The following is a 23,355-nucleotide window of genomic DNA, read 5'->3' as shown; positions in this document are numbered from 1 at the left end:
AAGGAGATTCTCATGTCCGTCTTTGCATCCCCCCGTTTCCTCCCCAACGTCATGTGGGCGGACGCCGCTTCATGCGCCGCGACCGGCGCAATGCAGGTGGCTTTCACCGATGCGCTGGCAAGGCTGACCGGCCTGCCGGCTCCGCTGCTCATGGGCACAGGCGTATTCCTGCTGGCATATGCGGCGGCCGCAGCCTTCATGGCCACCCGCCGCATGCCGCCCCGCACACTCATCGGGCTGGTGGTAGCCGGCAATTTCGGCTGGGCGGTGGCCTGCGTGGCGCTGCTGATGAGCGGCCTGTTCGCGGTTACCGCATTGGGCATGGCCTGGGTGCTGGCGCAGGCTCTGTGCGTGGTGGTGCTGGCCGAGCTGCAATGGACGGGCCTGCGCCGGACGCGCGGCAGCGCGAACATGGCCCTGGCTTGAGCGAAGCGGATGCCGGCGACGCCCATTTACCCGGCATTCGTGGCCATGAGGAACGTGGCGCCGCGGGGGCATTGCAGGGAAGACCGACTACAACAACTGACATCGATCCCTGCTATCTTTGAGGTGCATCCACGAACAGATCGAACGAACAGGAGTTCCTCAATGGCCAAAGCACCGGCGCACGCCTTTGCGTCCACCCTCAAGACCTTCAAGACCTCGTCCGGCGCTTCCGGCAAATATTGGTCCCTGAAGGAGCTGGCCAAACAATATCCCTCCGTGAACCGGCTGCCGGTGTCCATCCGCATCGTGCTCGAGTCGGTGCTGCGCAACTGCGATGGGCAGAAGGTCTCGCCCAAGCATGTCGAAGAACTGGCGCACTGGGCCCCCAATGCAGACCGCGTCGATGAAATCCCTTTCGTCGTCACCCGCGTGGTGCTGCAAGACTTTACCGGCGTGCCGCTCCTCGCTGACCTGGCTGCCATGCGCAGCGTGGCTGCCAAGCTCGGCAAGTCGCCCAAGACCATCGAGCCGCTGGTGCCGGTCGACCTGGTGGTCGACCACTCGGTGATGGTTGACTACTACGGCACGCCGAAGGCGCTCGACCTGAACATGAAATTGGAGTTCCAGCGCAACAACGAGCGCTACCAGTTCATGAAGTGGGGCATGCAGGCCTTCGACACCTTCCGCGTGGTGCCGCCGGGCTTCGGCATCGTGCACCAGGTCAATCTTGAATACTTTGCGCGCGGTGTCTACAAGAGCTCGAGCGACAACGCCGAGGTGCCGGTGTACTACCCCGACTCGCTGGTCGGTACCGACAGCCACACGACCATGATCAACGGCGTTGGCGTGGTCGGCTGGGGCGTGGGCGGCATCGAGGCCGAGGCCGCCATGCTGGGCCAGCCGGTCTACATGCTGACGCCCGACGTGGTGGGCTTCGAGCTCACCGGCAAGCTGCGCGAAGGTGTGACGGCCACCGACCTGGTGCTGTACGTCACTTCCATCCTGCGGGCCGAGAAGGTGGTGGGCAAGTTCGTCGAATTCTTCGGACCCGGCGCTGCGTCGATCGGCGTGCCCGACCGCGCCACCATCGGCAACATGGCGCCCGAGTACGGTGCCACCATGGGCTTCTTTCCGGTCGACGAGGCGACTGTCGCTTACTTCGAAGGCACCGGCCGCACCAAGGAAGAGGTCGAGCGCTTCGAGGCCTACTACAAGGCGCAGGGCCTCTTCGGCATGCCGGCGCCTGGCGACATCGATTACACCAAGATCGTCAAGCTCGACCTGGGCACCGTGTCGCCGAGCCTCGCAGGTCCGAAGCGGCCGCAAGACCGCATCGACCTGGGCCACCTGTCGACCAAGTTCTCTGAACTCTTCAGCAAGCCCAACGACGCCAACGGTTTCAACCAGCCGGCCGAGCGGCTCAAGCTGCGTTATCCGCTGACCACGAGCGGCCAGGGCGACGACAACGAAGCCGCGCCGCCGCCGCCCGGCGCACCGCGCGAACTGGTCGAAATGGTGGCCAACCGGTCGACCAAGGCCGCTGCCCATGTGAACGCCACGGCACCGGCGGCGCCCAAGGGCGGCGTGACCATCGGCAACGGCGACGTGCTGATCGCGGCCATTACCTCGTGCACCAACACTTCCAACCCGAGCGTGATGCTCGCGGCCGGCCTGCTGGCCAAGAAGGCGGTGGAGGCGGGCCTTACGGTCAAGCCGCACGTCAAGACCTCGCTGGCGCCCGGTTCCCGCATCGTCACCGAATACCTCGAGAAAGCGGGGCTGCTGCCGTATCTCGAAAAGCTCGGCTTCTACTTGGCCGGCTACGGTTGCACGACCTGTATCGGCAACGCGGGCGACCTCACGCCCGAGATCAACGACGCCATCATCAAGAACGACTTAGTCGGCGCCGCAGTGCTTTCGGGCAACCGCAACTTCGAGGCGCGCATCCATCCGAACCTGAAGGCCAACTTCCTTGCCTCGCCGCCGCTGGTGGTGGCTTTTGCAATTGCCGGCAACGTGATGGTCGACCTGATGACCGAGCCCGTGGGCAAGGGCAAGAACGGCAAGGACGTGTACCTGGGCGACATTTGGCCCACGCCGAAGGAAATCGACGAGAACCTGCGCTACGCGATGAACGCCAAGTCGTTCCGCGCCAACTACGACAAGGTCAAGACCGACCCCGGCAAGTTCTGGAGCAGCATCCAGGGCACCACGGGCCAGGTCTACGACTGGCCCACCTCGACCTACATTGCCGAGCCGCCGTTCTTCGCCGACTTCAAGATGCAGCCGCATGCATCGGACGCGGGCTTCAAGGGCGCGCGCATCATGGCGCTTTTCGGCGACTCGATCACCACCGACCACATCTCGCCAGCCGGCTCCATCAAGGAAAGCTCGCCCGCCGGCATCTGGCTCAAGGCGAACGGCGTGGCCAAGGCCGACTTCAACAGCTACGGCTCGCGCCGCGGCAACCACGACGTGATGATGCGCGGCACCTTTGCCAACGTGCGCATCAAGAACCTGATGATTCCGCCGGACATCAACGGCACGCAGGAAGAGGGCGGCGTCACGCTGTTCCAGCCTGGCAACCAGAAGATGTTCATCTACGACGCCGCCATGAAGTACATGGAGCAGGGCATTCCGACCGTCGTCTTCGGCGGCGAGGAATACGGCACCGGCTCATCGCGCGACTGGGCCGCCAAGGGCACGCAGCTCCTGGGCATCAAGGCCGTGGTGGCGCGCAGCTTCGAGCGCATTCACCGCGCCAACCTGGTCGGCATGGGCGTGCTGCCGCTGCAGTTCCGCGGCGCCGATTCATGGCAGACGCTGGGCCTAACGGGCGACGAAAAGATTGACGTGGTCATTGGCGGCGAACTCAAGCCGCAGATGGACGTGAAGCTGGTCGTGCATCGTGCCGACGGCTCGCACCAGGAAGTGACGGTGCGCCTTCGCATCGATACGCCGATCGAGGTGGACTACTACAAGCACGGCGGTATCCTGCCCTTTGTGTTGCGGCAGTTGCTCAACGACTGATGGCGCAGGGCCTCGGCTTCAGATCGACAAGGCAGGAATCGGCACCTTTTCTTTCAGCCGCTGCGTGAAGTAGCGGTCCTGGTAGTAGCGGATCTTGTCGCACTTGACCGGATGCGGAATGCCCTCGTAGAGGAAGACCTCCGTATCCGGCCCCATGGCCTTGAGCTCCTGCGGCAGCATCAAGGCGCGGCGCTCTTCCGATTCGCTGCGGCTGGTTTCTCTTCCCCGGCTGACGTTTTCTTTCTTGACCGTGGTGTAGCCCAGCATGTCGGAATAGTCGTTGGCGTCCTGCTGCTCGCGCGGCGCGTAGATGATCTGCAAGGCATGGTTCGTAATGAGCGTGCGCGCCACCTCCTTGCCGTAGGTGGCGTCCAGCTGGGCCATGCTCTGGATGATGGGCAGCAGCCGCATGTTGTAGCCCGCCATGTAGCTCACGGCGTTGGCGATGATGTTCACCTTGCCGATGCTGGTGAACTCGTCCATCAGCAGCAGGCACTGGTGCTTGAGCGCCTTATTGTTCTGCGGCAGCTCCTTGGTGTTCACGTTGATGAGCTGGCTGAAGAACAGGTTGACGATTAAACGGCTCTCCGACTTTCAAAGGAGTGCTTTCGCGGTACGACAACGTGGAGAAATAACGCGTGGCGGACTTGTGCGCCAAGATGTCATTCAGGGCGATGGAGTGGCCGAACACCAAGTTGCCGATCCGCAGGCTGAAGTTGGCGAAGGGCATGGACCAGCGGCAAAGGCCCAGTCCGAAGTAGTCCTCGTCCGTCAACAAATCGACATAGAGTTCACCCTTGTAGACCTTGTCGTTCACGCGGCTCAGGGCCATCGGGACATCCTTTTCGGGAGTCAGCGTGGCGCCGCTGAAAGGGGTGAGCGGTACACAACTACCGTTCGCAACTTCATAGCCAGCCGACCCCTCCACAGCATCGAAAGTCGTCGCGGAAGGTATTGATCTTGTTGTCGACCCAAACGTAGATCAGCGCGAAATAGGCCATGTCCATGATAAGGAGCCTTTACTTGATGGCCAGGGCGGCTGCCAGGGCGCCTGTCTGGATGAGCTGGCCTGTACTGGGAACGCTGCCGCCGCTGCCGTTGATAGCAGTCTGGGTGAGGGCGTTTTGCTGGCCTTCGTGAAACTTGATGGCGGCCTCGTAGGCCGCCAGACGGGTGCGCCAGAAACCCATTTCGGCTTGCAGCTTGCCGATGGTGCGCAACGACTCGTTGGTGTTGGCCCACAGGTCGCCCTGGGTCTTGGCCGAGCCACGGTTGTTGTCGATCTTCGTGAGCTGCTCGCTGTATTGCTCGAACCGGTTCGCCATCTCGATGCTGTCGTTGAAGGCCTGAACGCGCAACTGGATGAGTTGCTGGCAGATTTGCTGCTTGCCTGCGCTGATGGGGGCAATGGTTGTGACGTTTTGACCGGCGCCGCCAGCCCCTGCGCCCACTGCGTCCAGTACGCCGCCCACTGCGCCGCCCTTGCCGGGACAGGCCTGTTTCACGTAGGCGGAGAGGTCCGAGATTTTCTGGAGCTGGTTGTTGGGAGTCAGCGTGGCCGAGAAGCCCACGCTTTTGACACCGGTCTTGATTTCGTCGAGGAGTTTGGAGGTCGTCTCGTTCAGATTGCCTTCGCCGAGACGGTCTTTGATGTCTTTGAGTTTTTCATTGGCGTCCTTGTCGTTGACGGCCCAATCGGCATGGGCCGCGCTCGCGAACACCACGGCCAGCGAGAGGGCGGCGCGGGCTGCGAGGGAGGTTAAAAGTCGGCGATGGTGTTTGATGCGGTTCATGGGGATTCCCTGGGGCTTCAGTGTTCGTACGGGGTGCTTTCCGGTCGGCCCGACCCCTTCCATTGGCCTTGCCGGTGGGCGGCCGGGCAGATCGACATGTATTGGAAAACGGCGGTCACGGCCGTCTGCGTCCAATCGCTTCCGAAACGCAAAGGGCCGACGACGCAGTACGTGCTCGGCCACGGGCAATACCCTGGCACCGCATTCCAACTGCCGGCAATGGGGTCGAGGGGGGTCCAGTTTTTGTCCTGGTCCTTGCATCCCTGGGTGCAGAACACGAAGGGGTCGTTGTCGCGGCAGACGAGTTGCTGGTAGACGCGCTGATCCGCCTGTGCCGCAGCTTGCATGCCCAGGCACAAGGCGGCGGTCCAAATCCAACGTGTGGTATGCATTTTTTCTTTCGAAGGGAAATGATCTCTGGCGGCCGCTCAGGCCATCAGGCGCGGACGCCCCGTGCGCTGAACGGGCTGAATGGACAAGGCCGTACCCGCCGAAAGGCGGCTTGTAGCGCGCACACGAGCGCCCCACGCAATAGCTTGCGTTTGGTTAAACACTGCGACTCCCTGAAGTCTTTTTTATGTCCGCCGATCTTAGGTAGATCAGGCGGTCGTGCCGTGCTGCGCTGTGCAGGAGTGCACGAATTGAACGCAATCAGACTGCATATCGTTAACACTTCGGAGCGCTGGCTTCTTCGCCGACAGCACGGGGTTCCTCGTTCTCGCGGATTCGGCGGAGCAGAGGCTTCAGGGGCGCAATTCGTCGACCTCGGGCGGGCAGGGATGGCCCACCGGGACCAGGGATGAGTCCGTTTCAATGATAATTGTTCTCATTGCTGATGATGAATGAGCTCCAACCCGCATGACCATCCCTCTTTCCGTGGCCGCCGCCCCTGCCCATGCTTCTATCCGTCTGGACGAATTACCCAGCCATCAGTGGGCGACGGTATTGGACGTCGCGCGGTCGGCCGACGCCGAAGGGCAAGAATTGGCACTGCGCCTGACCGAAATCGGCTTCGTGCCGGGCGAAGCGGTGCGCATTGTCGCCATCGGCCGTCCGGGTCGCGAGCCGCTCGCCGTCCGGCTGGGCCACACCACCTTCGCGTTGCGTCGCCACGAGGCCGCACTGATCCATGTGGCACCGGGCCTGCCGGAGGGCGCAAACCATGGTTGAGGCGGTCATCCAGGGGCCGGGGCGCCTTGCCGCCACGGCCCAGCCCTCCCGCGTCGCGCTGCTCGGCAACCCGAATTGCGGCAAGACCGCGCTTTTCAACCTGCTTACCGGCAGCCGTCAAAAGGTTGCCAACTACGCCGGCGTTACCGTCGAGCGCAAAGAGGGCACGCTTCGCACCGCATCGGGCCGCCGCGTCTTCGTTCTCGACCTGCCCGGCGCCTACAGCCTGAACGCGCTGAGCGCCGACGAGGCCGTGACGCGCGACGTGGTCACCGGCAAGAGCAGCGAGCCCTTGCCCGACCTGCTGGTGTGCGTGACCGACGCCACCAACCTGCGGCTCAACCTGCGGCTCGTGCTCGAGGCCAAGCGCCTCGGCTTGCCGATGGTGGTGGCGCTCAACATGACGGACATGGCGAAGAAGCAGGGCATTGCCATCGACACGGCCGTGCTCTCGCGCGAACTGGGCGTGCCGGTCATCGAGACCGTCGGCGTGCACTCCGGCGGCGCGCAAGGCCTGCTCGAAGCCCTGGATTCGCCGGTGGCCGCCGCCGCGCCGCAGCCCTGGCAGGCGCCGGGGCTCGACGATGTGCTTGCCACGCAGCGCGAAGTGCGCCGCATCCTCGGCATTGCGGTGCGCGAGCCCGTTGGAAGCCTGGCTACCAGCGACCGCATCGACCGCGTGGTGATGCACCCCGTGTGGGGCATGCTGGTGCTCGCGGTCACCATGTTCCTGATGTTCCAGGCCGTGTTCAGCTGGGCGAATGTGCCAATGGACGCGATCAAGGCCGCGACCGAGGGCCTTGGCGGACTGCTGAAGACCCGCATGCCCGAAGGCATGCTGCAAAGCCTGCTGGTCGACGGCGTCATTGCCGGCGTGGGCGGCGTGATCGTGTTTTTGCCGCAGATCCTGATCCTGTTCCTGTTCATCCTGGCGCTGGAAGATTCGGGCTACCTGCCGCGTGCCGCATTCCTGCTCGACCGGGTAATGGGCACCGTGGGGCTCTCGGGCCGCTCTTTCATTCCGCTGCTTTCGAGCTTTGCCTGCGCCATTCCCGGCGTGATGGCGACGCGCACCATCAGCAACTGGCGCGACCGCATCACCACCATCATGATTGCGCCGCTCATGACCTGTTCGGCCCGCCTGCCGGTCTATGCGCTGCTCATTGCGGCCTTCATTCCGGCACGCACCGTGGGCGGCGTGTTCAACCTTCAGGGCGTGGTGCTGTTCGCGCTGTATGTGTTCGGCATCGTCTCGGCCATGGCGGTGGCATGGGTGATGAAGCGCTTCCGCGACAACAAGCAGCAATCGCCGCTGATGATGGAACTGCCGGCCTACCGCTGGCCCAACCTGCGCAACCTCGCGCTGGGCCTCTACGAGCGGGCATGGATCTTCATCCAGCGCGTGGGCACGATCATCCTCACGCTCACCATTCTCTTGTGGTTCCTGTCGACGTTTCCTTCACCGCCTGAAGGCGCCACGGGGCCCGCCATCCAGTACAGCCTGGCCGGCATGATCGGACGCGGTCTGGAGCACATCTTTGCGCCCATCGGCTTCAACTGGCAGATCTCCATTGCGCTGGTGCCGGGCATGGCAGCGCGCGAGGTGGCGGTGGGTGCCCTCGGCACCGTGTACGCGCTTGCGGCCAGCGGCGACGATGTGGCGGGCCAGCTCGAGCCGCTGATTGCTGGCAGCTGGTCGCTCGCGACGGCGCTGTCGTTGCTGGTCTGGTACGTGTTTGCGCCGCAGTGCATTTCGACCCTGGCGGCCGTGAAGCGCGAAACAGGGTCGTGGCGCTATGTGTGGATCATGGCGGGCTATCTCTTCGCGCTTGCCTACGCAGCCTGCTTCATTACCTACCGCGTTGCAGTGGCGCTCGGAGCAGGTTAAAACCTGCAATGAAAGGCTTCAAGAAGATATGGCACAGCAACTGATCGTCGGATTGATCGTCGCCGCTGCCGCGTTCTACGCGGTGTGGCGCTGGATGCCTGCGGGCTGGAGGCGCAGCGCCGCGCAGAAGGTCGCGGCCGGCACCCACCGCGCGGGCCTTGTCGACCAGCAACGTGCCGAGCAACTGGCGGCGTCGCTCGCCAAGACTTCAGGCTGCGGCTCCTGCGACAGCTGCGACAGCTGCGGCAGTTGCGGCCCCAAGGCCACCGACAAGAAACACGCCGAAGAAGCCGGCCGCGGCCCGCTGTCCACGCACAGCCGCTGAAGGCCGATGCCTGCACACATCCTCGTCGCCGGCGGCGGCATCGGGGGGCTTGCTACTGCGCTGGCGCTGTTTCGAGCCGGCCATCGCGTCGATGTCTTCGAACAGGCTGCTGCGTTTGCCGAAATCGGCGCCGGCGTCCAGATCGGTCCCAACGTCACGCGGCGTCTACAGCAACTGGGCGTGGGCAAGAGCGTCGATGCCGTCGCCGCGCGCCCCGAAGCGCTGGTGGTGCAGAGCGCCGGCAGCGGCACCGAGCTGGCCCGCCTGCCGCTGGGCGATGCCATGCACCGGCGCTATGGCGCCCCCTACCTCTGCGTACACCGGGCCGACCTGCATTCGTTGCTGCTCGAAGCCGTGCGGTCACAAGGCTCGGGCACCCTGGTGACCGATGCCCGCATTGCGCAGATCGAAATGAGCGATGACCTCGTCTGCATCTCGAGCAGCGGTGCGCGCGCCTGGGAAGGGGAGGCGCTGGTCGGCGCCGACGGCCTCTGGAGCGTGGCGCGCCGGCGGCTCGAATCGGCGTCGGCGGCCGAGCCGCCCCGCGTCACAGGCCACACGGCTTGGCGCGGACTGGTCGCGCAAGCTGAACTGCCGCAGGCGCTGCGCCGCCGCCGCATCGATGTATGGCTCGGGCCCCGCCTGCACGTAGTGGCTTACCCGGTACGCGGCGGCGATTGGCTCAACGTGGTGGTGATTGCCGAATCCGCCCCGGCCGGCGATGCACGCGACTGGGACCAGGCCAGCAGTCTTGGCGCACTGCAGCAGGCCACGGGCCGCAGCGGCCGCGCCCTGCAAGCCTTGCTCGAAGCCATGCCCGGCTGGCGTGCGTGGACGCTCTGCGACCGCGCGCCGTTGTCCGGCGCGGCGGACATGGCCCACGAGCGCATTGCGTTGGTCGGCGATGCCGCGCATCCGATGGTGCCTTACCTCGCGCAGGGCGCCGGCATGGCCATCGAAGACGCTGTGGCCCTGGCTGAAGCGCTTGGCAACGGTGGGGCGGCCGAAGTGCCCGCGGCCTTTGCGCGTTATGCCGAGGCGCGCTGGCAGCGCAATGCCATGGTGCAGGCAAGGGCGCGGCGCAACGGACAGGTCTTTCATGCCACCGGCCCCATGCGCCTGGGCCGCGACCTTGCCCTGCGCACGCTGGGCGCGCGGCTGCTGGACCAGCCCTGGCTGTACGGGGGCTGAAAAGCCGCTGCGCCCCGGTTCTCAGAGCCTGAATGTCTGCAGGTGCTCGATCCGTTCGGCGAGCCCCTCGGGGCCGAGGTAGTGGCCATGGGAACCGTCGCGCACCTCCAGCAACGTGGCCTCGAGTTCGGCCAGCATCGCATCGCGCTCGGCGGCGAAAGCGGGCGACACGTCGATGCCGGCCTGCGTGCATGCATCGGCGATCAGGTGGGCGCTTGCGGGCGCGCCGCAGGCCGCGCACTTGACGATGGCAGCCACGTTCGGCTCGGCCCCGTTCGCGAGCAGCGCATGCGTGAGTTCGGGTGAAATCTGGCCGTCGATGTTGCGCAAGGCGTCGCGTGCCACGGGAGCCCCCGCGCGGACCAGCGCCATGGCCGCGGCAAAGGCACCGTTGCCTATGGCAACGTCCGTGGCCAACGCACTTCCCTGCTGCGGTCCGTCGAAGCTCACGCCTGCGGCGGCGAGCTCGGCCACCAGGTCCGCGTCGTCGCTGGCAATGGCATGGTGCAGCGCCGCGCGCGCAGTGGCCGGCAGCCGGCGCAGCGTTCCGTTGGCCAGCGGTGTGCGCCAGTCGATCACCGCGCGGCAATAAAAGCTCACCAGCTTGTCCATCAGGTCGAGGTCCAGGCCATGGTCCTGGTGCCGGTCGTCCAGGTACTGGAGCAGGGCTTGGCCTGAAAAATAATCGCCAGTGGGTGCCAGCGGGTCTTCGTCGAGATGCAGTGCTCCAAAGGCGCTGTACAGGTCGGGCGCGATGGTGCTCACGCAGTCTTCATGCAGCGCATGCGTCCAGGCCGCCGGCAGCCCGTGCTTCCACGCGGTGATGTGGCCGTGCTCGGGTCCGGGCTCGACCACCGCATAAACCCGGTCCAGGTACTCGAAGCCGCCGAAGGGCAGGTGCGTGAGCTTGCCGCTCCAGTCGCGGCCATCTTCTTCGGCTGCCTCTTCGGCCAGCTCCTGCTCATGCTCGATCCAGCCCTGCAGATCGCGATAGCCGTCGCTGCCGTTCCAGAACAGCTCCGACCAGCTGACGGATTCGATGTTGCCGTTCATCGGCAGCGACAGGTCGTAGTCGAGCCGGCCGCCCGCCGTTTGCCGCCACAGTTCGAGCAACGGCTCGGGAACCGGGCCCGCGCACAGCGCCTGGACGGCGGCTATCTGCTGCTCAGGCATCGGTGGCTGCGCGTCGAAGATCACGCGGTCCGCGAACAGGACCACGCCATGTTCGCGCAGGGTAGCAAGCTCTTCGACCGAGAACTGGACATCTTTCATTGGCAGTGCCTCCGTTGATGCCAATGTAGCGCTTTGTGCAAATGGAGCAAGCACTTGCAAGCACTTGCATGGTGGCCCGCGCATGCGGCCCGCATCAAAGGTCCGTGCGCAGCTTCCAGATCTCGGGAAACAGCACCACGTCGAGCATCTTGCGCAGGTAGCTCACGCCGCCCGTGCCGCCCGTGCCGCGCTTGAAGCCGATCACGCGCTCGACCGTGGTCACATGGCGAAAGCGCCAGAGCCGGAAAGCGTCTTCGAGGTCGGTGAGCTTTTCGCCGAGCTGGTACAGGTCCCAGTGGTCGTGCGGGTTTCTGTACACCGTGAGCCACGCGGCCTCGACGCCATCGCTGACTTCATAAGGCTGCGTCCAATCGCGTTCCAGATGATCGGCGGGCACCGCAAGGCCGCGGCGCGCCAGCAGTTTCAGTGACTCGTCGTAGAGCGAAGGCGAGCGGTAGGCTTCTTCGACCTGCGCCAGCAGATCGGCCCGGTGCGCATGCGGCTTGAGCATGGCGGCGTTCTTGTTGCCGAGCGCAAACTCGATGCAGCGGTACTGCGCGCTTTGAAAGCCGCTCGAGTTGGCCAGGTAGGGCCGCATGGCGGTGTACTCGGGCGGCGTCATGGTCGAGAGCACGGTCCATGCGCTCACCAGCTGTTCCATGATGCGGCTCACGCGGGCCAGCATCTTGAAAGCGTCGGCGAGTTTTTCTTGCGCGATGCAGGTGGTGGCGGCGCGCAGCTCATGCAGCATGAGCTTCATCCAGAGCTCGCTGGTCTGGTGCTGCACGATGAAGAGCATTTCGTCATGCGCGGGCGAGAGCGGGTGCTGCGCGTTGAGGATCTGGTCGAGATGCAGGTAGTCGCCGTAGCTCATCGACGCGCTGAAATCCAGCTGCGCTTTTTCTTCGTGAACGATTTTTTCGGTGCTCATGATGCTTGCTGCCGGGTCATCGCCAGACCACTGCGGTGTAGGAAGGGCGGCCCGGTACCGAATCTTTTGCGGGATAGACGAAACGCACGACGTCGTTCTTGCGCTTGAACTCCTGGTAAGTCTCGCCGCCCGGAATGCGGCCCTTTTCGGCTGGCGCGTAGCCCGCGGCGCGCACCTCCTTCACCAACCGCTCGAAGGCGGCCTTGTCGGTCAGCGAGAGCTGGATGTTGTTTTCGCCGGCTCGGCTTTCCGCGTAGGTGGACTTCATGAAGCGGATCGTGTGGTCGTCAACCACCTTGTCGTATTCAATCATGCTGACCTCGGGGGTCACGGTCTTGTCGGCGTAGGAAAAACCTTGGCCCTTGACCTGCTGGCGGAACGCATCGGGCGTGAGGGCGACGAAAGCCTTGAGTTGGTCAAGCGTGTAGCTCGCCTGCTGTGCGAAGGCCGGTGCGGCCAGCATCAGGAGCGAGGCGAAGAGGGTGATCAATTTGTGTTTCATGGGTACGTGCTGCTCAGGTCACTGCATTCTTGCGATTGAATTCTTCGCGCTTCCACTCGCCTGCCTCCAGCACCTGCACCAGGTGCTCGACGGAGTTCCACACATCCTCGAAGCCGAGGTACAGCGGCGTGAAGCCGAAGCGCAGGATGTCGGGCATCTGCGAATCGCCTGCGCGGTAGTCACCGATCACGCCGCGCGCAATCAGCGCCTGCACGATGGCGTAGGCGCCTTCATCGCGGCTCAGGCACACCTGCGAGCCGCGGCGCGCATGGTCGCGCGGCGTGACGAGCGAAAGGCCTTGCCCTGCACAGCGCTCTTCGACCAGCGCGATGAAAAGATCGGTGAGCGCAAGCGATTTGGCGCGCAGGGCCGCCATACCGCCCTTGCCGCCATCGAACGCCTCGGCCGCCAGCACCGTATCGAGCCCGCATTCGAGCCCCGCCAGCGCGATGATCGGTTGCGTGCCGCAGAGGTAGCGGCCCACGCCCGGCGCAGGCCGGTAGTGCGGCGTGAATTCGAAAGGCGCCGCATGGCCCCACCAGCCAGACAGCGGCTGCTCGAACTTGCCCGCATGCCGCGTGTGAACCCACACGAATGCCGGTGCACCGGGGCCGCCGTTCAGGTACTTGTAGCCGCAGCCAATGGCGTAGTCGGCATTGCTTTCGTTCAGCGCAACGGGCACCGCGCCCGCGCTGTGCGCGAGGTCCCACACCGTGAGCGCGCCGGCGGCGTGCGCGGCGGCAGTGATGGCCTTCATGTCGTGCATGGCGCCGGTGCGGTAGTTCACGTGCGTGAGCATCAGCACGGCCACGTCATCGGTCAGCACCGCGGGCAACTCGTCCGCGTCGATCAGCTTGAGCGTGAAGCCGCGCTCGCGGCACAGGGATTCGGCGATGTAGAGGTCGGTCGGAAAGTTGCTGCGCTCGCTGATCACCAGCTTGCGGGCGCTGTCCTTTTGCTGCGAGAGCGCCGCGAAGAGCACCTTGTACAGATTGACGGAGGTGCTGTCGGTGCACACCACTTCGCCGGGTGCGGCGCCGATCAGCCGGGCCACCTTGTCGCCGAGGCGCTGCGGCAGGTCGAACCAGCTGGCCGTGTTCCACGAGCGGATCAACCCCTGGCCCCATTCCTCGGCGACCACTTCGGCAATGCGTGCGGGCGCGGCCTTGGGCAGCACGCCGAGCGAGTTGCCGTCGAGGTAGATCACGTCCGGCGGCAGGGTGAATTGGTCGCGCAGCGAGCGCAGCGGGTCTTGCGCGTCGAGCGCGCGGCAGTCTTCAAGGGTCGTCATTGGGCGGGGTTTCAGCGTGGAAGGTCGCGCAGCACGGCGCGAACGGGAGATGCGTCGGCGCTGACCAGCTTGAGCGGCAGCGCGATGAGTTCGTAGTCGCCCTCGGGCACATCGTCGAGCACGAGGTTCTCGAGCACGCGCAGGTTGAGGCGGCGGATGCGCTGGTGGCTTTCCAGCGTCTTGCTGTCGGCCGGGTCGATGCTGGCCGTGTCGATGCCGATGAGCTTCACGCCCATGGCCGCAAGGCGTTCGACGGTGGCAGGTGCGTAGGCCGCGAGCTGCGGATCCCACTGGGCGACGGGCATGGCGGCATAGGTGCGCACCAGCACGCGGGGCGGCAGGTCGCTCGCGATCGCATGCGCAATGTGCTCCCACTCGATCAGCGGGCCCTTGGCAATCGCGTGGATCACGCGGCAAGGGCCGAGGAAGGGCGCGAGATCGACCTGGCCGATGGTCTGGCCCTCGGGGTCGTAGTGCAGGGGCGCATCCGCATGGGCACCCACATGCGGCGAGAGCTTGATCTCGCTGACGTTCACCGGGCAGACCTGCGAAATGGTTGCGGCCCATCGCTGCTGGTAGGGCGTGTCGCCGGGGAACACCGGCGTGCCTTCATGCACGGGCGGCGAGATGTCCCAGATGCGGGGTTGAGATTGCAGAGAACGCATGGCGCAAAGTTAGCGCCGGGAGCGGGGTCGTGGTGTCGGTTATTTCCAACACACAACGTGACGAGATGATCGGCTCAGGAGGGCAGGGCTGGCAGCCCGTGCCTGGCGCGTGCGCGCTCGCAGGCGTCGCTACCGGCCTGCAGTTCATGGCACGGATTGGGCCGCCATTCGTAGATGCCGCAGGCCACCGAGTGGCCGATCTTGCCGGTCAGCGCGGCGCAGCGCATGGGCGTGTGGTCGGTGCCGCGCATGCGGCAGAGGGCGTCGTTCACTTCGACGGCAAGGCCCGAGGGCACCTTGCCACCGTTGTCGTCGAGTTCGTGGACGCTGAAGTCGACGCGGTAGCTGGCGCAGCAGGCGCCGCATTGCTGGCAATGAGACACGCGGCCGCGCCTTCAGCTTTTTTTCAGAGCCTGCCGAGCAGCAAGAACTCCATCAACGCCTTCTGCGCGTGGAGCCGGTTCTCGGCCTCGTCCCACACCACCGACTGCGGGCCGTCGATGACTTCGGCCTGCACTTCCTCGCCGCGGTGGGCGGGCAGGCAGTGCATGAAGAGGGCGTCCGGCTGGGCGACGCGCATCATGTCTTCGTCGACGCACCAGTCGGCAAAGGCCTTGCGGCGGGCCTCGTTCTCGGACTCGTAGCCCATGCTGGTCCAGACGTCGGTGGTGACGAGGTCGGCGCCGCGGCAGGCTTCCATCGGGTCCTTGAAGACCTCGTAGCTGTCGGCCGACCGCAAGCCAGCTACGGATTGATCAACCTCGTAGCCGCTGGGCGTGCTCACATGCACCTTGAAGCCGAGGATCTCGCTCGCCTGCAGCCAGGTGTTGGCCATGTTGTTGCCGTCGCCCACCCAGGCCACCGTTTTCCCCTGGATCGAGCCGCGGTGCTCGATGTAGGTGAAGATGTCCGCGAGGATCTGGCAGGGATGGAACTCGTTGGTCAGGCCGTTGATCACCGGCACGCGCGAGTGCGCCGCAAAGGTGTCGATCTTGGTCTGCTCGTAGGTGCGGATCATCACGATGTCGACCATGCGGCTGATCACCTTGGCGCTGTCCTCGATGGGTTCGGCGCGGCCGAGCTGGCTGTCGCCGGTGGTCAGGTGCACCACGCTGCCGCCCAGCTGGTACATGCCCGCCTCGAAGCTCACGCGGGTGCGCGTGCTGGCCTTCTCGAAAATCATTGCCAGCGTGCGGTCGGTCAGCGGCTGGTGCTTTTCGTAGGTCTTGAACTTCTTCTTGATGATCGCCATGCGATCGAAAAGATAGGCGTATTCGTCGGGCGTGAGGTCCGAGAACTGCAGGTAGTGGCGGATGGCGTTCGGCGTGGTGGCGGTCGTCATTGCGCTGCTGGCTCCGACAGGAAGGTTTTCACGATGGGCGCGAGGATGGCGACGATTTCGTCGGCCTCGGCAATGCTCAGGATGAGCGGCGGCACGAGGCGGATCACCTTGTCGGCCGTCACGCTCAGCAGCAGGCCGGCGTCGCAGGCGCGGTTCAGGATGACGCCGCAGGGCCGGTCGAGCTCGATGCCCAGCATCAGGCCCTGGCCGCGGATTTCCTTCACGCCGGGCAGGCCGCCGATTTCGCGCTGCAGCGCGCTCTTCAGGTGTTCGCCCACCGTCGCGGCGTTTTCGAGCAGCTTGTGCTCTTCCATGATGCGAATGGTCTCGATGCCGGCGCGCATCGCGAGCGGGTTGCCGCCGAAGGTTGTACCGTGGTTGCCCGGACCGAAGATGTTGGCGGCCTTGGGGCCGGCCACCACCGCGCCGATAGGCACGCCCGAGCCCAAGCCCTTGGCCAGCGGCATCACGTCAGGCTTGATGCCGGCCCACTGGTGCGCAAACCACTTGCCGGTGCGGCCCATGCCGCATTGCACTTCGTCGATCATCATGAGCCAGTCGCGCTCGTCGCACAGGGCGCGGACCTGCTTCAGGTAGTCCACCCGCATCGGGTTGATGCCGCCTTCGCCCTGAATGGTTTCGAAGAACACGGCCACCACGTTGGGGTTGCCTTCGGTGGCTTTCTTGAGCGCCTCGATGTCGTTCAGCGGCACGCGGATGAAGCCCTCGACCAGCGGGCCGAAGCCGGCCTGCACCTTCGGATTGCCCGTAGCGGACAGCGTGGCGATGCTGCGGCCATGGAAGGCGGCCTCGTAAACCACGATTTCAGGCCGTTCGATGCCCTTGTCGTGGCCGAACTTGCGCGCGAGCTTCAGCGCGGCTTCGTTGGCTTCCAGGCCCGTGCAGCAGAAAAAGGCGTTGGTCAGGCCCGAAAGCTCGGTCAGCTTGGTGGCCAGCTGCTCCTGGCCGGGCACGTGGTAGTAGTTGGAGCTGTGGATCAGCTTGCTGATCTGGTCCTGCAGCGCGGGCACCAGCTCGGGGTGGTTGTGGCCCAGCGTATTCACGGCAATGCCGCCAAGGCCGTCGAGATACGCCTTGCCCGAGGTGTCCCAGACTCGGCAGCCCTGGCCGTGCGACAGCGCGATCGGCAGGCGACCGTAGGTGTTCATGACGTGGGGCGAGGTGGGCTGGGCGGTAGCGCTCATTCGGGTTCTCCAGATAGGGAACCGCGGATTCTAGGCGTCCGGTCGGGCAGCTTCATTGAGGATTCCGCATTACAGCAATGCCCTTGGGCCGAGCGGCAAAGTGGCGCGGATAGAATCCCTTGTTGCACTGCAGCACCTGCTTGCGGGCGCCTCATTCAACGATGATTTCCCCCACTGCCAAAGAAATCTTCATCCAGGGCATCACCCATGATGGCCGGACTTTTCGCCCGAGCGACTGGGCCGAGCGGCTGGCCGGCGTCATGTGCTCTTTTCGCCCCGGGGGCGCCTATCCCGGAAGCCACCTGAGCTATTCGCCGTGGTGCGTTCCCACCACCATCAACGGTGTGAAATGCGTGGTTGTGAACCGCGCCCTGCGCGATGCCGAGCCCATGGCCTGGGACTTCTGCGTCAATTTTGCGCGCGACAACGACCTGCAGGTGGCCGAGGCTTGCCTGGTTCCCGACGCGCCCGGCGCACCGCCCAAGACCTGAGCCGGCCCGCCCCGCTTCTTCCACAAAGCGAACGCCCATGAAAAAACCGCCCGAAGGCGGTTTTTTACACTTTGCTGCAGCGCACCCCGATCAAACGGCGGACCGGAGAATTCCGATCCGGGCTTGCCTGACAGGTGTCAGGCGGCTGCCTTTTCAGGCGCGAGGGCGAGGGCCTTGACCTTCGCCGACAGGCGGCTCTTGTCGCGAGCTGCCTTGTTCTTGTGGAAGATGCCCTTGTCGGCGACGGTGTCGACGATGCTCTGGGCCTTCGCGAAGAGTTCGCTTGCCTTGGTCTTGTCGCCGGCCAGAACGGCCTTCTCGACATTCTTCACGGCGGTGCGGTACTTGGAGCGCAGCGAGGTGTTCGCAGCGTTGAGTTTGGTGTCCTGGCGGACGCGCTTACGGCCGGAGGCGAGGCGCGGGTTCTTTTTCTTGGGCTTGGCGGATGCCATGATTTAGTTCCTTAGGTGTCTGAGGATGATGCAGCAAAGCCCTCCATTATAGGCCGGGTTGGGTTTTTCACCGAATCGGGGGCTTGCCGGGCCCTACACTCGCCCCGTGTCACTGCTCAAATCCGCCTCCACCGTTTCCCTTCTGACGCTCGCATCGCGGATCACGGGCCTCGTGCGCGACGTGCTTTTCGCCTCGGTGTTCGGCGTCAGCGCGCTCACCGACGCCTTCAACGTCGCTTTTCGCATTCCCAACCTGTTCCGGCGGGTTTTCGGCGAAGGCGCCTTCAGCCAGGCCTTTGTGCCGGTGCTGGCCGGGCACAAGACCGAGGCCGGGGAAGAGGGCGCCAAGGCGCTGATCGACCACGTGGCCACGCTGCTCACCTGGGCGCTGGTGATCGTGTGCGTGGCCGGCGTGGTTGGCGCGCCGTGGCTGGTGTGGGCCATGGCCAGCGGGCTGGAGGGCTTCGACGCGGCCGTGGTCATGACGCGGTGGATGTTTCCGTACATCGGCTTCATGTCGCTCGTGGCGCTGGCGGGCGGTGTCCTGAACACCTGGCGCAAGTTCGCGGTGCCGGCCGCCTCGCCGGTGCTGCTCAACATTTCGCTGATTCTTGCCATCGTGGCCGGCGCGCCGCTGTTCAGGCGCTACGGCATCGAGCCGATCTACGCGCAGTGCGCGGGCGTGCTGGTCGGCGGTGTGCTGCAACTGGCGCTGCAGGTGCCCGCGCTGCGCGCGCTGGGCCTCATGCCGCGTATCGGCGCAACCTTCGGAGCGCTCCGCGCCGCCTGGACCGACCCGACCACGCGCAAGGTGCTCAAGCTCATGCTGCCCGCCTTGCTGGGCGTGAGCGTGGCGCAGATTTCGCTGCTCATCAATACGCAGATTGCATCGCACCTTGCCACGGGCAGTGTCACCTGGGTGGTCAATGCGGACCGCCTGATGGAGTTTCCGACCGCCATGCTGGGCGTGGCGCTTGGCGTGGTGCTGATGCCGCAGTTGGCCGGCGCGCGCGCCGCCAAGGACGACGAGCGCTATTCGGCGCTGCTCGACTGGGGCCTGCGGCTGGTGGTGCTGCTCTCGGCGCCGTGCGCCATTGCGCTACTGCTGTTCTCGCAGCCGCTGGTTGCGGTGCTTTTTCACAACGGCGCGTATGGCGCCGAAGACGTGAGGCGCACCACGCTCGCCTTGATGGGCTACGGCGTCGGGCTGGTCGGCATCGTCGCCATCAAGGTGCTTGCGCCGGGCTACTACGCCAAATACGACATGCGCACGCCGGTGATCATCGCTGTCTCGGTGCTGGTGCTGACCCAGTTGCTCAACGTCTTTCTGGTGCCGGTGCTGCAGCATGCCGCGCTCACGCTCACCATCGGCATCGGCGCGGTGGTCAACGCGATCTGGCTGCTGGTGGGGCTGGTTCGCCGCGGCAGCTACAAGCCCGAGCCGGGCTGGGGCAAGTTCATTCTGCAGGTGGCGGCGGGCACGCTGGTGCTGGCGGCCCTGCTGGCCTGGGGCTCGTACTATTTCGACTGGATCGGCCTTCGGGCCCAGCGGCTGCAGCGTATCGGGCTGCTGGCGGCGCTGATCGCGGGGGCGGGGCTGCTGTACTTTGCCGTGCTTGCCGCCGTGGGCGTGCGGCTGCGCAGTTTCATGCGCCGTTAAGCCGCAGGTACAACGGCTGACAACAGGGCCAGATCAAACCGCCGCCGGCTTCTGCAGCCGCGGCGTTTTCGTATTGCGCAAGCTGAAAACACCGCCTTGACGCTCCCCGAATGCTCCTCTACAAAGACACATGACGTTCAGCTTTCAGGTTCCCACGGCACTGGCGTATTTCGAGTCGCTGGTGCAGAGCGACGACCACTTTCCGCTGCTCGAGGCTGCCGCCAGCCTTGCGCAGGACGAATACCCCGACCTCGACGTGCAGCAGGTGCTCGGCGACGTCGACCAGTTGCTGGCTCGGCTCAAGCGCCGGCTGCCCGCCGACGCCGCGCCGCTCGCCCGACTGCGTGCGCTCAACCAGTTCTTCTTCAACGACCTGAACTTCGGCGGCAACGTCAACGACTACTACGACCCGGACAACAGCTACCTGAACGCCGTCCTGCGCACGCGCCGCGGCATTCCCATTTCGCTGGCGGTGCTGTGGATGGAGCTGGCGCAGGGCCTGGGCCTGCAGGCGCGTGGCATCGGTTTTCCGGGGCACTTCATGCTCAAGGTCACGCTGCCGAAGGGGCAGGTGGTGATCGACCCCTTCACCGGCAAATCGCTCTCGCGCGAAGAGCTCGGCGAGCGGCTCGAGCCCTACAAGCGCAGCAACGGGCTGGTCGGCGATTTCGACGTGCCGCTGGGCCTTTACCTCCAGCCCGCCAGCTCGCGCGAAATCATCGGGCGCATGCTGCGCAACCTGAAGGAAGTGCACCGCGCCCAGGAAGACTGGCAGCGGGCCATCGCCGTGCAAGACCGCCTCATTGCGCTGCTGCCCACCGCCTGGGGCGAATACCGCGACCGCGGCATTGCGCATGCCGAGCAGGGCAACACCGCGGCCGCCGTGCGCGACCTGGAAACCTACCTGGAGCACGCAGAAGACGCGCTGGACGTCGACGTCATTGCGGAGCGGGTGGCCGCCTTGCGCCGAGCGGCCAACTGATGAGCGCCAGGAGCGGCGTTGCCGACGCCTCCGATCTCGGCACGCTTCACGAATTTCACGGCGTGCAGCCGGTGCTGCCGGTGTCCGACGTCACGCGCGCCGCGCGCTGGTTCCGCGACATCCTGGGCTTCGAGCTCGATTTCATCGCCGGCGAGCCGCCCAGCTACGCACGCGTGAAGAAGGGCGACCGCACCTATGGCGATCCGGTCTACCTGCGCCTGTGGCAATGCAACACGCGCGGCGCCGTACCCTGGCGCGGCGAAATCGTGATCCACGTGGGCAAGGACATCGACGGCCTGCACGCCGCCTACGTGAAGCGCGGCGTTACCGTGGTCGAGCCGCCCACGTCGCAGCCCTGGGGCCTGCGCGAATTCGCGATCCGCGAACCCGATGGACATATCCTGCGCTTCTGCGGCTATCTGTCCTGAATTCTGAAACATAAATTTACAAATGGATCGGCGCGAACGTGTCGATCCGGCTTCCCCTCGTCCGACGTGTGAACAGGAGCGCGCAGTTTTCAACGCCTCCGGCTTCATTCATCAACCTTCAGGAGAAACGACATGCGATTCATGGTTCTGGTCAAGGCCAACAAGGATTCCGAAGCGGGCGTGATGCCCAGCACCGAAGTGCTCACGGCCATGGGCAAGTTCAACGAGGAACTGGTCAAGGCCGGCGTGCTGCTGGCGGGCGAAGGGCTGCATCCGTCTTCAAAGGGTGCGCGCGTGCGCTGCGAAGGCTCCAAGCGCACGGTGATCGATGGCCCCTTCGCCGAGACGAAGGAGCTGCTCGCGGGTTTCTGGCTGCTGCAGGTCAAGTCGAAGGAAGAAGCCATCGAATGGATCAAGCGCAGCCCGTTCCAAGAGGGCGAGATCGAGATCCGCCAGGTGTTCGAGGCCTCCGATTTCGGCGACTCCATGACGCCCGAGCTGCTGGCGCAGGAAGACCGCCTGCGCGCCGAGACCGAGGCCCGCAGCAAGGCCGGCAACTGAATAAAACCGCATCAAGGAGACCTGCCATGCGATTCATGCTGCTGATGATTCCCCACGGCTACGAAACAGCCGCACCCGGCACCATTCCGGACGACGTCGAAGCCGTCGGGGCCATGATGGCCTACAACGAGTCGATGCAGAAGGCCGGCATCCTGATCAGCTGCGACGGCCTGCATCCGCCCTCGATGGGCGCGCGCGTGAGCTTTCCGGGCCGCAAGCCCAAGGTGGTGGACGGCCCCTTCGCCGAAGCCAAGGAAGTGCTCGGCGGCTACTGGATCATCGACGTGCCCTCGCGCGCCGACGCGATCGAATGGGCCACCCGCTGCCCCGGCAGCGAAAACGAAGTGATCGAGGTCCGCCAGATCCAGGAGATTGCCGATTACCCGCCAGACGTGCAGGCCCTGACGGCCGAGATGGCGTCGATGCAGGCGGTCAAGAAGGCATAGGGATGAGCGCTGCGGCCCGGGACGAGGCCGCCATTCACCGCACCATCGAGGCGGTGTGGCGCATCGAGTCCGCGAAGATCATCGCCACCGTTGCGCGCATGGTGCGCGACGTGGGCCTGGCCGAAGAGCTGGCCCAGGACGCGCTGGTCTCGGCCTTGGAGCAATGGAGCGAAACCGGCGTGCCCGACAACCCCGCCGCCTGGCTCACTGCCGTGGCCAAGCGCCGCGCACTCGACCGGCTGCGCCATCGGCAAATGGCCGAGCACAAGGCCGGCGAGATCGGCCGCGAACTCGACGCACAGCACGAAATGGCGCAGGCCGATTTCGCCGAAGCGGTCGATGCCGCGCTCGACGACGACATCGGCGACGACCTGCTGCGGCTGGTGTTCACCGCCTGCCATCCGGTGCTTTCGACCGAGGCGCGCGTGGCGCTCACGCTTCGCCTGATGGGCGGCCTCACGACGGACGAGATTGCCCGGGCGTTCCTTGTGCCAGAGGCCACCGTGGCGCAGCGCATCGTGCGCGCCAAGCGAAGTCTTCTCGAAGCGCGCGTGCCCTTCGAAGTGCCGCGCCGGCACGAGCTCGAGGCGCGGCTCGCCTCGGTGCTCGAAGTGCTCTACCTGATCTTCAACGAAGGCTACTCGGCCACGGCGGGTGACGACTGGATGCGGCCCGCGCTGTGCGACGAAGCCATGCGGCTCGGCCGGATCGTGGCCGAGCTCGTGCCCGATGCGTCGGAAGTGCACGGCCTGGTGGCGTTGATGGAGATTCAGGCGTCCCGCACGGCGGCCCGTGTCGGCCCGTCGGGTGAGCCGGTGCTGCTGCTGGAGCAGAACCGCGCGCGCTGGGACCACATGCTGATTCGCCGCGGCCTGGCGGCACTTGCGCGTGCGGAGGCTCTTGGCGGAGCCTTGGGGCCCTATGCCTTGCAAGCCGCCATCGCCGCTTGCCATGGCCGGGCGCGAACGGCTGCGGAAACCGATTGGCCCCGCATTGCGGCGTTGTACGACGCGCTGGCCGAGCTTTCTCCGTCGCCTGTCGTCGAGCTGAACCGCGCCGTGGCGCTGTCCATGGCGTTCGGGCCCGCAACGGGGCTGGAGGTGGTGGACGCGCTGCTCGGCGAGCCCGCATTGCAGGGCTATCACTTGCTGCCGGCGGTGCGCGGAGACCTGCTCTTCAAGCTGGGCCGCCGCGACGAGGCGCGCAACGAATTCGATCGCGCCGCCTCGCTTACGCGCAACACGCGCGAGCGGACGCTGCTGCTGGCGCGGGCACGCGCCTGCCTCCGTCCGCCTGCCTGACTG

Annotated in this window: 26 protein-coding genes; 13 read left to right on the top strand and 13 right to left on the bottom strand. The window is 65.4% G+C overall.

All coding sequences use genetic code 11. The features are described from left to right. The first annotated feature begins 12 nt into the window (after positions 1-12). Both V9L20_RS03715 and V9L20_RS03710 read left to right on the top strand, forming a co-directional pair. The gene (locus V9L20_RS03715; RefSeq protein WP_337295536.1) at positions 13-426 is read left to right on the top strand and encodes a hypothetical protein; all 414 of its coding nucleotides are present in this window, start codon (positions 13-15) and stop codon (positions 424-426) included. Between the two features lie 162 nt (positions 427-588). Continuing rightward, entirely contained in the window at positions 589-3,456 is a 2,868-nt protein-coding gene (locus tag V9L20_RS03710) for an aconitate hydratase (protein WP_337295535.1), read from the top strand. A gap of 18 nt (positions 3,457-3,474) precedes the next feature. On the opposite strand, the gene V9L20_RS03705 is transcribed toward V9L20_RS03710, so the two are convergent. From V9L20_RS03705 to V9L20_RS03690, 4 genes are all read right to left on the bottom strand, one after another. Beyond that, positions 3,475-3,999 carry a type IV secretory system conjugative DNA transfer family protein gene (locus V9L20_RS03705; protein ID WP_337295534.1) on the bottom strand — a complete coding sequence of 175 codons (525 nt, stop codon included), beginning with the start codon at positions 3,997-3,999 and terminating at the stop codon, positions 3,475-3,477. Further along, complete coding sequence (locus tag V9L20_RS03700) at positions 3,968-4,288, bottom strand: hypothetical protein (RefSeq protein ID WP_337295533.1); 321 nt, start codon at positions 4,286-4,288, stop codon at positions 3,968-3,970. The genes V9L20_RS03705 and V9L20_RS03700 overlap by 32 nt, the downstream gene beginning before the upstream one ends. A 187-nt stretch (positions 4,289-4,475) precedes the next feature. Further along, positions 4,476-5,249, bottom strand: coding sequence for a hypothetical protein (locus V9L20_RS03695; RefSeq protein WP_337295532.1), 774 nt, complete (start codon positions 5,247-5,249; stop codon positions 4,476-4,478). Between the two features lie 17 nt (positions 5,250-5,266). Further along, positions 5,267-5,641, bottom strand: a complete 375-nt coding sequence (locus tag V9L20_RS03690; protein ID WP_337295531.1) for a hypothetical protein — start codon at positions 5,639-5,641, stop codon at positions 5,267-5,269. A 466-nt stretch (positions 5,642-6,107) separates the two neighbouring features. Between V9L20_RS03690 and V9L20_RS03685 the strand changes: the two genes are divergently transcribed. The 4 genes from V9L20_RS03685 to V9L20_RS03670 are packed head-to-tail and all read left to right on the top strand — an operon-like array spanning position 6,108 to position 9,823. Then, positions 6,108-6,419 (top strand): FeoA family protein, encoded by a 312-nt coding sequence (locus tag V9L20_RS03685; RefSeq protein ID WP_337295530.1) that lies wholly within the window; start codon positions 6,108-6,110, stop codon positions 6,417-6,419. Beyond that, complete coding sequence (gene feoB / locus V9L20_RS03680) at positions 6,412-8,307, top strand: ferrous iron transporter B (protein ID WP_337295529.1); 1,896 nt, start codon at positions 6,412-6,414, stop codon at positions 8,305-8,307. The genes V9L20_RS03685 and feoB overlap by 8 nt, the downstream gene beginning before the upstream one ends. 28 nt (positions 8,308-8,335) lie before the next feature. Further along, positions 8,336-8,632: a DUF6587 family protein gene (locus V9L20_RS03675; protein ID WP_337295528.1), complete on the top strand. Its 297-nt coding sequence runs from the start codon at positions 8,336-8,338 to the stop codon at positions 8,630-8,632. A 6-nt stretch (positions 8,633-8,638) separates the two neighbouring features. Continuing rightward, the gene (locus tag V9L20_RS03670; protein ID WP_337295527.1) at positions 8,639-9,823 is read left to right on the top strand and encodes an FAD-dependent monooxygenase; all 1,185 of its coding nucleotides are present in this window, start codon (positions 8,639-8,641) and stop codon (positions 9,821-9,823) included. Between the two features lie 21 nt (positions 9,824-9,844). Here V9L20_RS03670 and V9L20_RS03665 read toward each other — a convergent pair whose 3' ends face one another. The 8 genes from V9L20_RS03665 to V9L20_RS03630 all read right to left on the bottom strand — a co-directional run bounded on the left by V9L20_RS03665 (position 9,845) and on the right by V9L20_RS03630 (position 17,031). Next, positions 9,845-11,095: an SMI1/KNR4 family protein gene (locus V9L20_RS03665; RefSeq protein ID WP_337295526.1), complete on the bottom strand. Its 1,251-nt coding sequence runs from the start codon at positions 11,093-11,095 to the stop codon at positions 9,845-9,847. 94 nt (positions 11,096-11,189) lie between these two features. Then, the gene (gene kynA / locus V9L20_RS03660; protein WP_258504814.1) at positions 11,190-12,026 is read right to left on the bottom strand and encodes a tryptophan 2,3-dioxygenase; all 837 of its coding nucleotides are present in this window, start codon (positions 12,024-12,026) and stop codon (positions 11,190-11,192) included. 16 nt (positions 12,027-12,042) lie between these two features. Continuing rightward, a complete protein-coding gene (locus tag V9L20_RS03655; protein WP_337295525.1) occupies positions 12,043-12,528 on the bottom strand; it encodes a hypothetical protein in 486 nt (161 codons plus the stop codon). A 13-nt stretch (positions 12,529-12,541) separates the two neighbouring features. Further along, a complete protein-coding gene (gene kynU / locus V9L20_RS03650) occupies positions 12,542-13,819 on the bottom strand; it encodes a kynureninase (RefSeq protein ID WP_337295524.1) in 1,278 nt (425 codons plus the stop codon). An 11-nt stretch (positions 13,820-13,830) separates the two neighbouring features. Next, entirely contained in the window at positions 13,831-14,484 is a 654-nt protein-coding gene (kynB, locus tag V9L20_RS03645) for an arylformamidase (protein ID WP_258504819.1), read from the bottom strand. 74 nt (positions 14,485-14,558) lie between these two features. Beyond that, a complete protein-coding gene (locus V9L20_RS03640; RefSeq protein ID WP_337295523.1) occupies positions 14,559-14,867 on the bottom strand; it encodes a YkgJ family cysteine cluster protein in 309 nt (102 codons plus the stop codon). Between the two features lie 23 nt (positions 14,868-14,890). Then, positions 14,891-15,826: an ornithine carbamoyltransferase gene (argF, locus tag V9L20_RS03635; protein ID WP_337295522.1), complete on the bottom strand. Its 936-nt coding sequence runs from the start codon at positions 15,824-15,826 to the stop codon at positions 14,891-14,893. Then, the gene (locus V9L20_RS03630) at positions 15,823-17,031 is read right to left on the bottom strand and encodes an aspartate aminotransferase family protein (RefSeq protein ID WP_337295521.1); all 1,209 of its coding nucleotides are present in this window, start codon (positions 17,029-17,031) and stop codon (positions 15,823-15,825) included. Before V9L20_RS03630 ends, argF begins: the two co-directional genes overlap by 4 nt. 161 nt (positions 17,032-17,192) lie before the next feature. Between V9L20_RS03630 and V9L20_RS03625 the strand changes: the two genes are divergently transcribed. After that, positions 17,193-17,522, top strand: a complete 330-nt coding sequence (locus tag V9L20_RS03625; RefSeq protein WP_258504825.1) for a DUF3579 domain-containing protein — start codon at positions 17,193-17,195, stop codon at positions 17,520-17,522. 137 nt (positions 17,523-17,659) lie between these two features. On the opposite strand, the gene rpsT is transcribed toward V9L20_RS03625, so the two are convergent. Then, the gene (gene rpsT, locus V9L20_RS03620; RefSeq protein ID WP_007831346.1) at positions 17,660-17,974 is read right to left on the bottom strand and encodes a 30S ribosomal protein S20; all 315 of its coding nucleotides are present in this window, start codon (positions 17,972-17,974) and stop codon (positions 17,660-17,662) included. 106 nt (positions 17,975-18,080) lie between these two features. On the opposite strand from rpsT, the gene murJ reads away from it, so the two are divergent. The 6 genes from murJ to V9L20_RS03590 all read left to right on the top strand — a co-directional run bounded on the left by murJ (position 18,081) and on the right by V9L20_RS03590 (position 23,352). Then, positions 18,081-19,634 carry a murein biosynthesis integral membrane protein MurJ gene (gene murJ, locus V9L20_RS03615; protein ID WP_337295520.1) on the top strand — a complete coding sequence of 518 codons (1,554 nt, stop codon included), beginning with the start codon at positions 18,081-18,083 and terminating at the stop codon, positions 19,632-19,634. A 130-nt stretch (positions 19,635-19,764) separates the two neighbouring features. Next, a complete protein-coding gene (locus V9L20_RS03610; RefSeq protein ID WP_157612858.1) occupies positions 19,765-20,616 on the top strand; it encodes a SirB1 family protein in 852 nt (283 codons plus the stop codon). After that, on the top strand, positions 20,616-21,044 hold the full coding sequence (locus tag V9L20_RS03605; protein WP_337295519.1) for a bleomycin resistance protein: 429 nt from the start codon (positions 20,616-20,618) through the stop codon (positions 21,042-21,044). The genes V9L20_RS03610 and V9L20_RS03605 overlap by 1 nt, the downstream gene beginning before the upstream one ends. A 132-nt stretch (positions 21,045-21,176) precedes the next feature. Next, positions 21,177-21,605: a YciI family protein gene (locus V9L20_RS03600; protein ID WP_337295518.1), complete on the top strand. Its 429-nt coding sequence runs from the start codon at positions 21,177-21,179 to the stop codon at positions 21,603-21,605. Positions 21,606-21,631: 26 nt separating this feature from the next. Then, complete coding sequence (locus V9L20_RS03595) at positions 21,632-22,051, top strand: YciI family protein (RefSeq protein ID WP_258504832.1); 420 nt, start codon at positions 21,632-21,634, stop codon at positions 22,049-22,051. Between the two features lie 2 nt (positions 22,052-22,053). Next, positions 22,054-23,352, top strand: a complete 1,299-nt coding sequence (locus tag V9L20_RS03590) for an RNA polymerase sigma factor (protein WP_337295517.1) — start codon at positions 22,054-22,056, stop codon at positions 23,350-23,352. Positions 23,353-23,355: the final 3 nt, after the last annotated feature.

Source organism: Variovorax sp. CCNWLW225 (assembly GCF_037204045.1).
Lineage (GTDB): Bacteria > Pseudomonadota > Gammaproteobacteria > Burkholderiales > Burkholderiaceae_C > Variovorax.
This window is presented reverse-complemented; position numbering and strand designations above follow the sequence as displayed.

Coding starts and splice junctions, on each gene's coding strand:
- V9L20_RS03610 (WP_157612858.1), top strand. CDS start 19,765: ATGACGTTCAGCTTTCAGGTTCCCACGGCACTGGCGTATTTCGAGTCG.
- V9L20_RS03665 (WP_337295526.1), bottom strand. CDS start 11,095: ATGAAAGATGTCCAGTTCTCGGTCGAAGAGCTTGCTACCCTGCGCGAA.
- V9L20_RS03675 (WP_337295528.1), top strand. CDS start 8,336: ATGGCACAGCAACTGATCGTCGGATTGATCGTCGCCGCTGCCGCGTTC.
- V9L20_RS03595 (WP_258504832.1), top strand. CDS start 21,632: ATGCGATTCATGCTGCTGATGATTCCCCACGGCTACGAAACAGCCGCA.
- V9L20_RS03695 (WP_337295532.1), bottom strand. CDS start 5,249: ATGAACCGCATCAAACACCATCGCCGACTTTTAACCTCCCTCGCAGCC.
- V9L20_RS03625 (WP_258504825.1), top strand. CDS start 17,193: ATGATTTCCCCCACTGCCAAAGAAATCTTCATCCAGGGCATCACCCAT.
- V9L20_RS03590 (WP_337295517.1), top strand. CDS start 22,054: ATGAGCGCTGCGGCCCGGGACGAGGCCGCCATTCACCGCACCATCGAG.
- V9L20_RS03710 (WP_337295535.1), top strand. CDS start 589: ATGGCCAAAGCACCGGCGCACGCCTTTGCGTCCACCCTCAAGACCTTC.
- rpsT (WP_007831346.1), bottom strand. CDS start 17,974: ATGGCATCCGCCAAGCCCAAGAAAAAGAACCCGCGCCTCGCCTCCGGC.
- argF (WP_337295522.1), bottom strand. CDS start 15,826: ATGACGACCGCCACCACGCCGAACGCCATCCGCCACTACCTGCAGTTC.
- V9L20_RS03685 (WP_337295530.1), top strand. CDS start 6,108: ATGACCATCCCTCTTTCCGTGGCCGCCGCCCCTGCCCATGCTTCTATC.
- V9L20_RS03630 (WP_337295521.1), bottom strand. CDS start 17,031: ATGAGCGCTACCGCCCAGCCCACCTCGCCCCACGTCATGAACACCTAC.
- V9L20_RS03715 (WP_337295536.1), top strand. CDS start 13: ATGTCCGTCTTTGCATCCCCCCGTTTCCTCCCCAACGTCATGTGGGCG.
- V9L20_RS03700 (WP_337295533.1), bottom strand. CDS start 4,288: ATGGCCCTGAGCCGCGTGAACGACAAGGTCTACAAGGGTGAACTCTAT.
- V9L20_RS03605 (WP_337295519.1), top strand. CDS start 20,616: ATGAGCGCCAGGAGCGGCGTTGCCGACGCCTCCGATCTCGGCACGCTT.
- kynA (WP_258504814.1), bottom strand. CDS start 12,026: ATGAGCACCGAAAAAATCGTTCACGAAGAAAAAGCGCAGCTGGATTTC.
- kynB (WP_258504819.1), bottom strand. CDS start 14,484: ATGCGTTCTCTGCAATCTCAACCCCGCATCTGGGACATCTCGCCGCCC.
- kynU (WP_337295524.1), bottom strand. CDS start 13,819: ATGACGACCCTTGAAGACTGCCGCGCGCTCGACGCGCAAGACCCGCTG.
- feoB (WP_337295529.1), top strand. CDS start 6,412: ATGGTTGAGGCGGTCATCCAGGGGCCGGGGCGCCTTGCCGCCACGGCC.
- V9L20_RS03670 (WP_337295527.1), top strand. CDS start 8,639: ATGCCTGCACACATCCTCGTCGCCGGCGGCGGCATCGGGGGGCTTGCT.
- V9L20_RS03600 (WP_337295518.1), top strand. CDS start 21,177: ATGCGATTCATGGTTCTGGTCAAGGCCAACAAGGATTCCGAAGCGGGC.
- V9L20_RS03690 (WP_337295531.1), bottom strand. CDS start 5,641: ATGCATACCACACGTTGGATTTGGACCGCCGCCTTGTGCCTGGGCATG.
- V9L20_RS03655 (WP_337295525.1), bottom strand. CDS start 12,528: ATGAAACACAAATTGATCACCCTCTTCGCCTCGCTCCTGATGCTGGCC.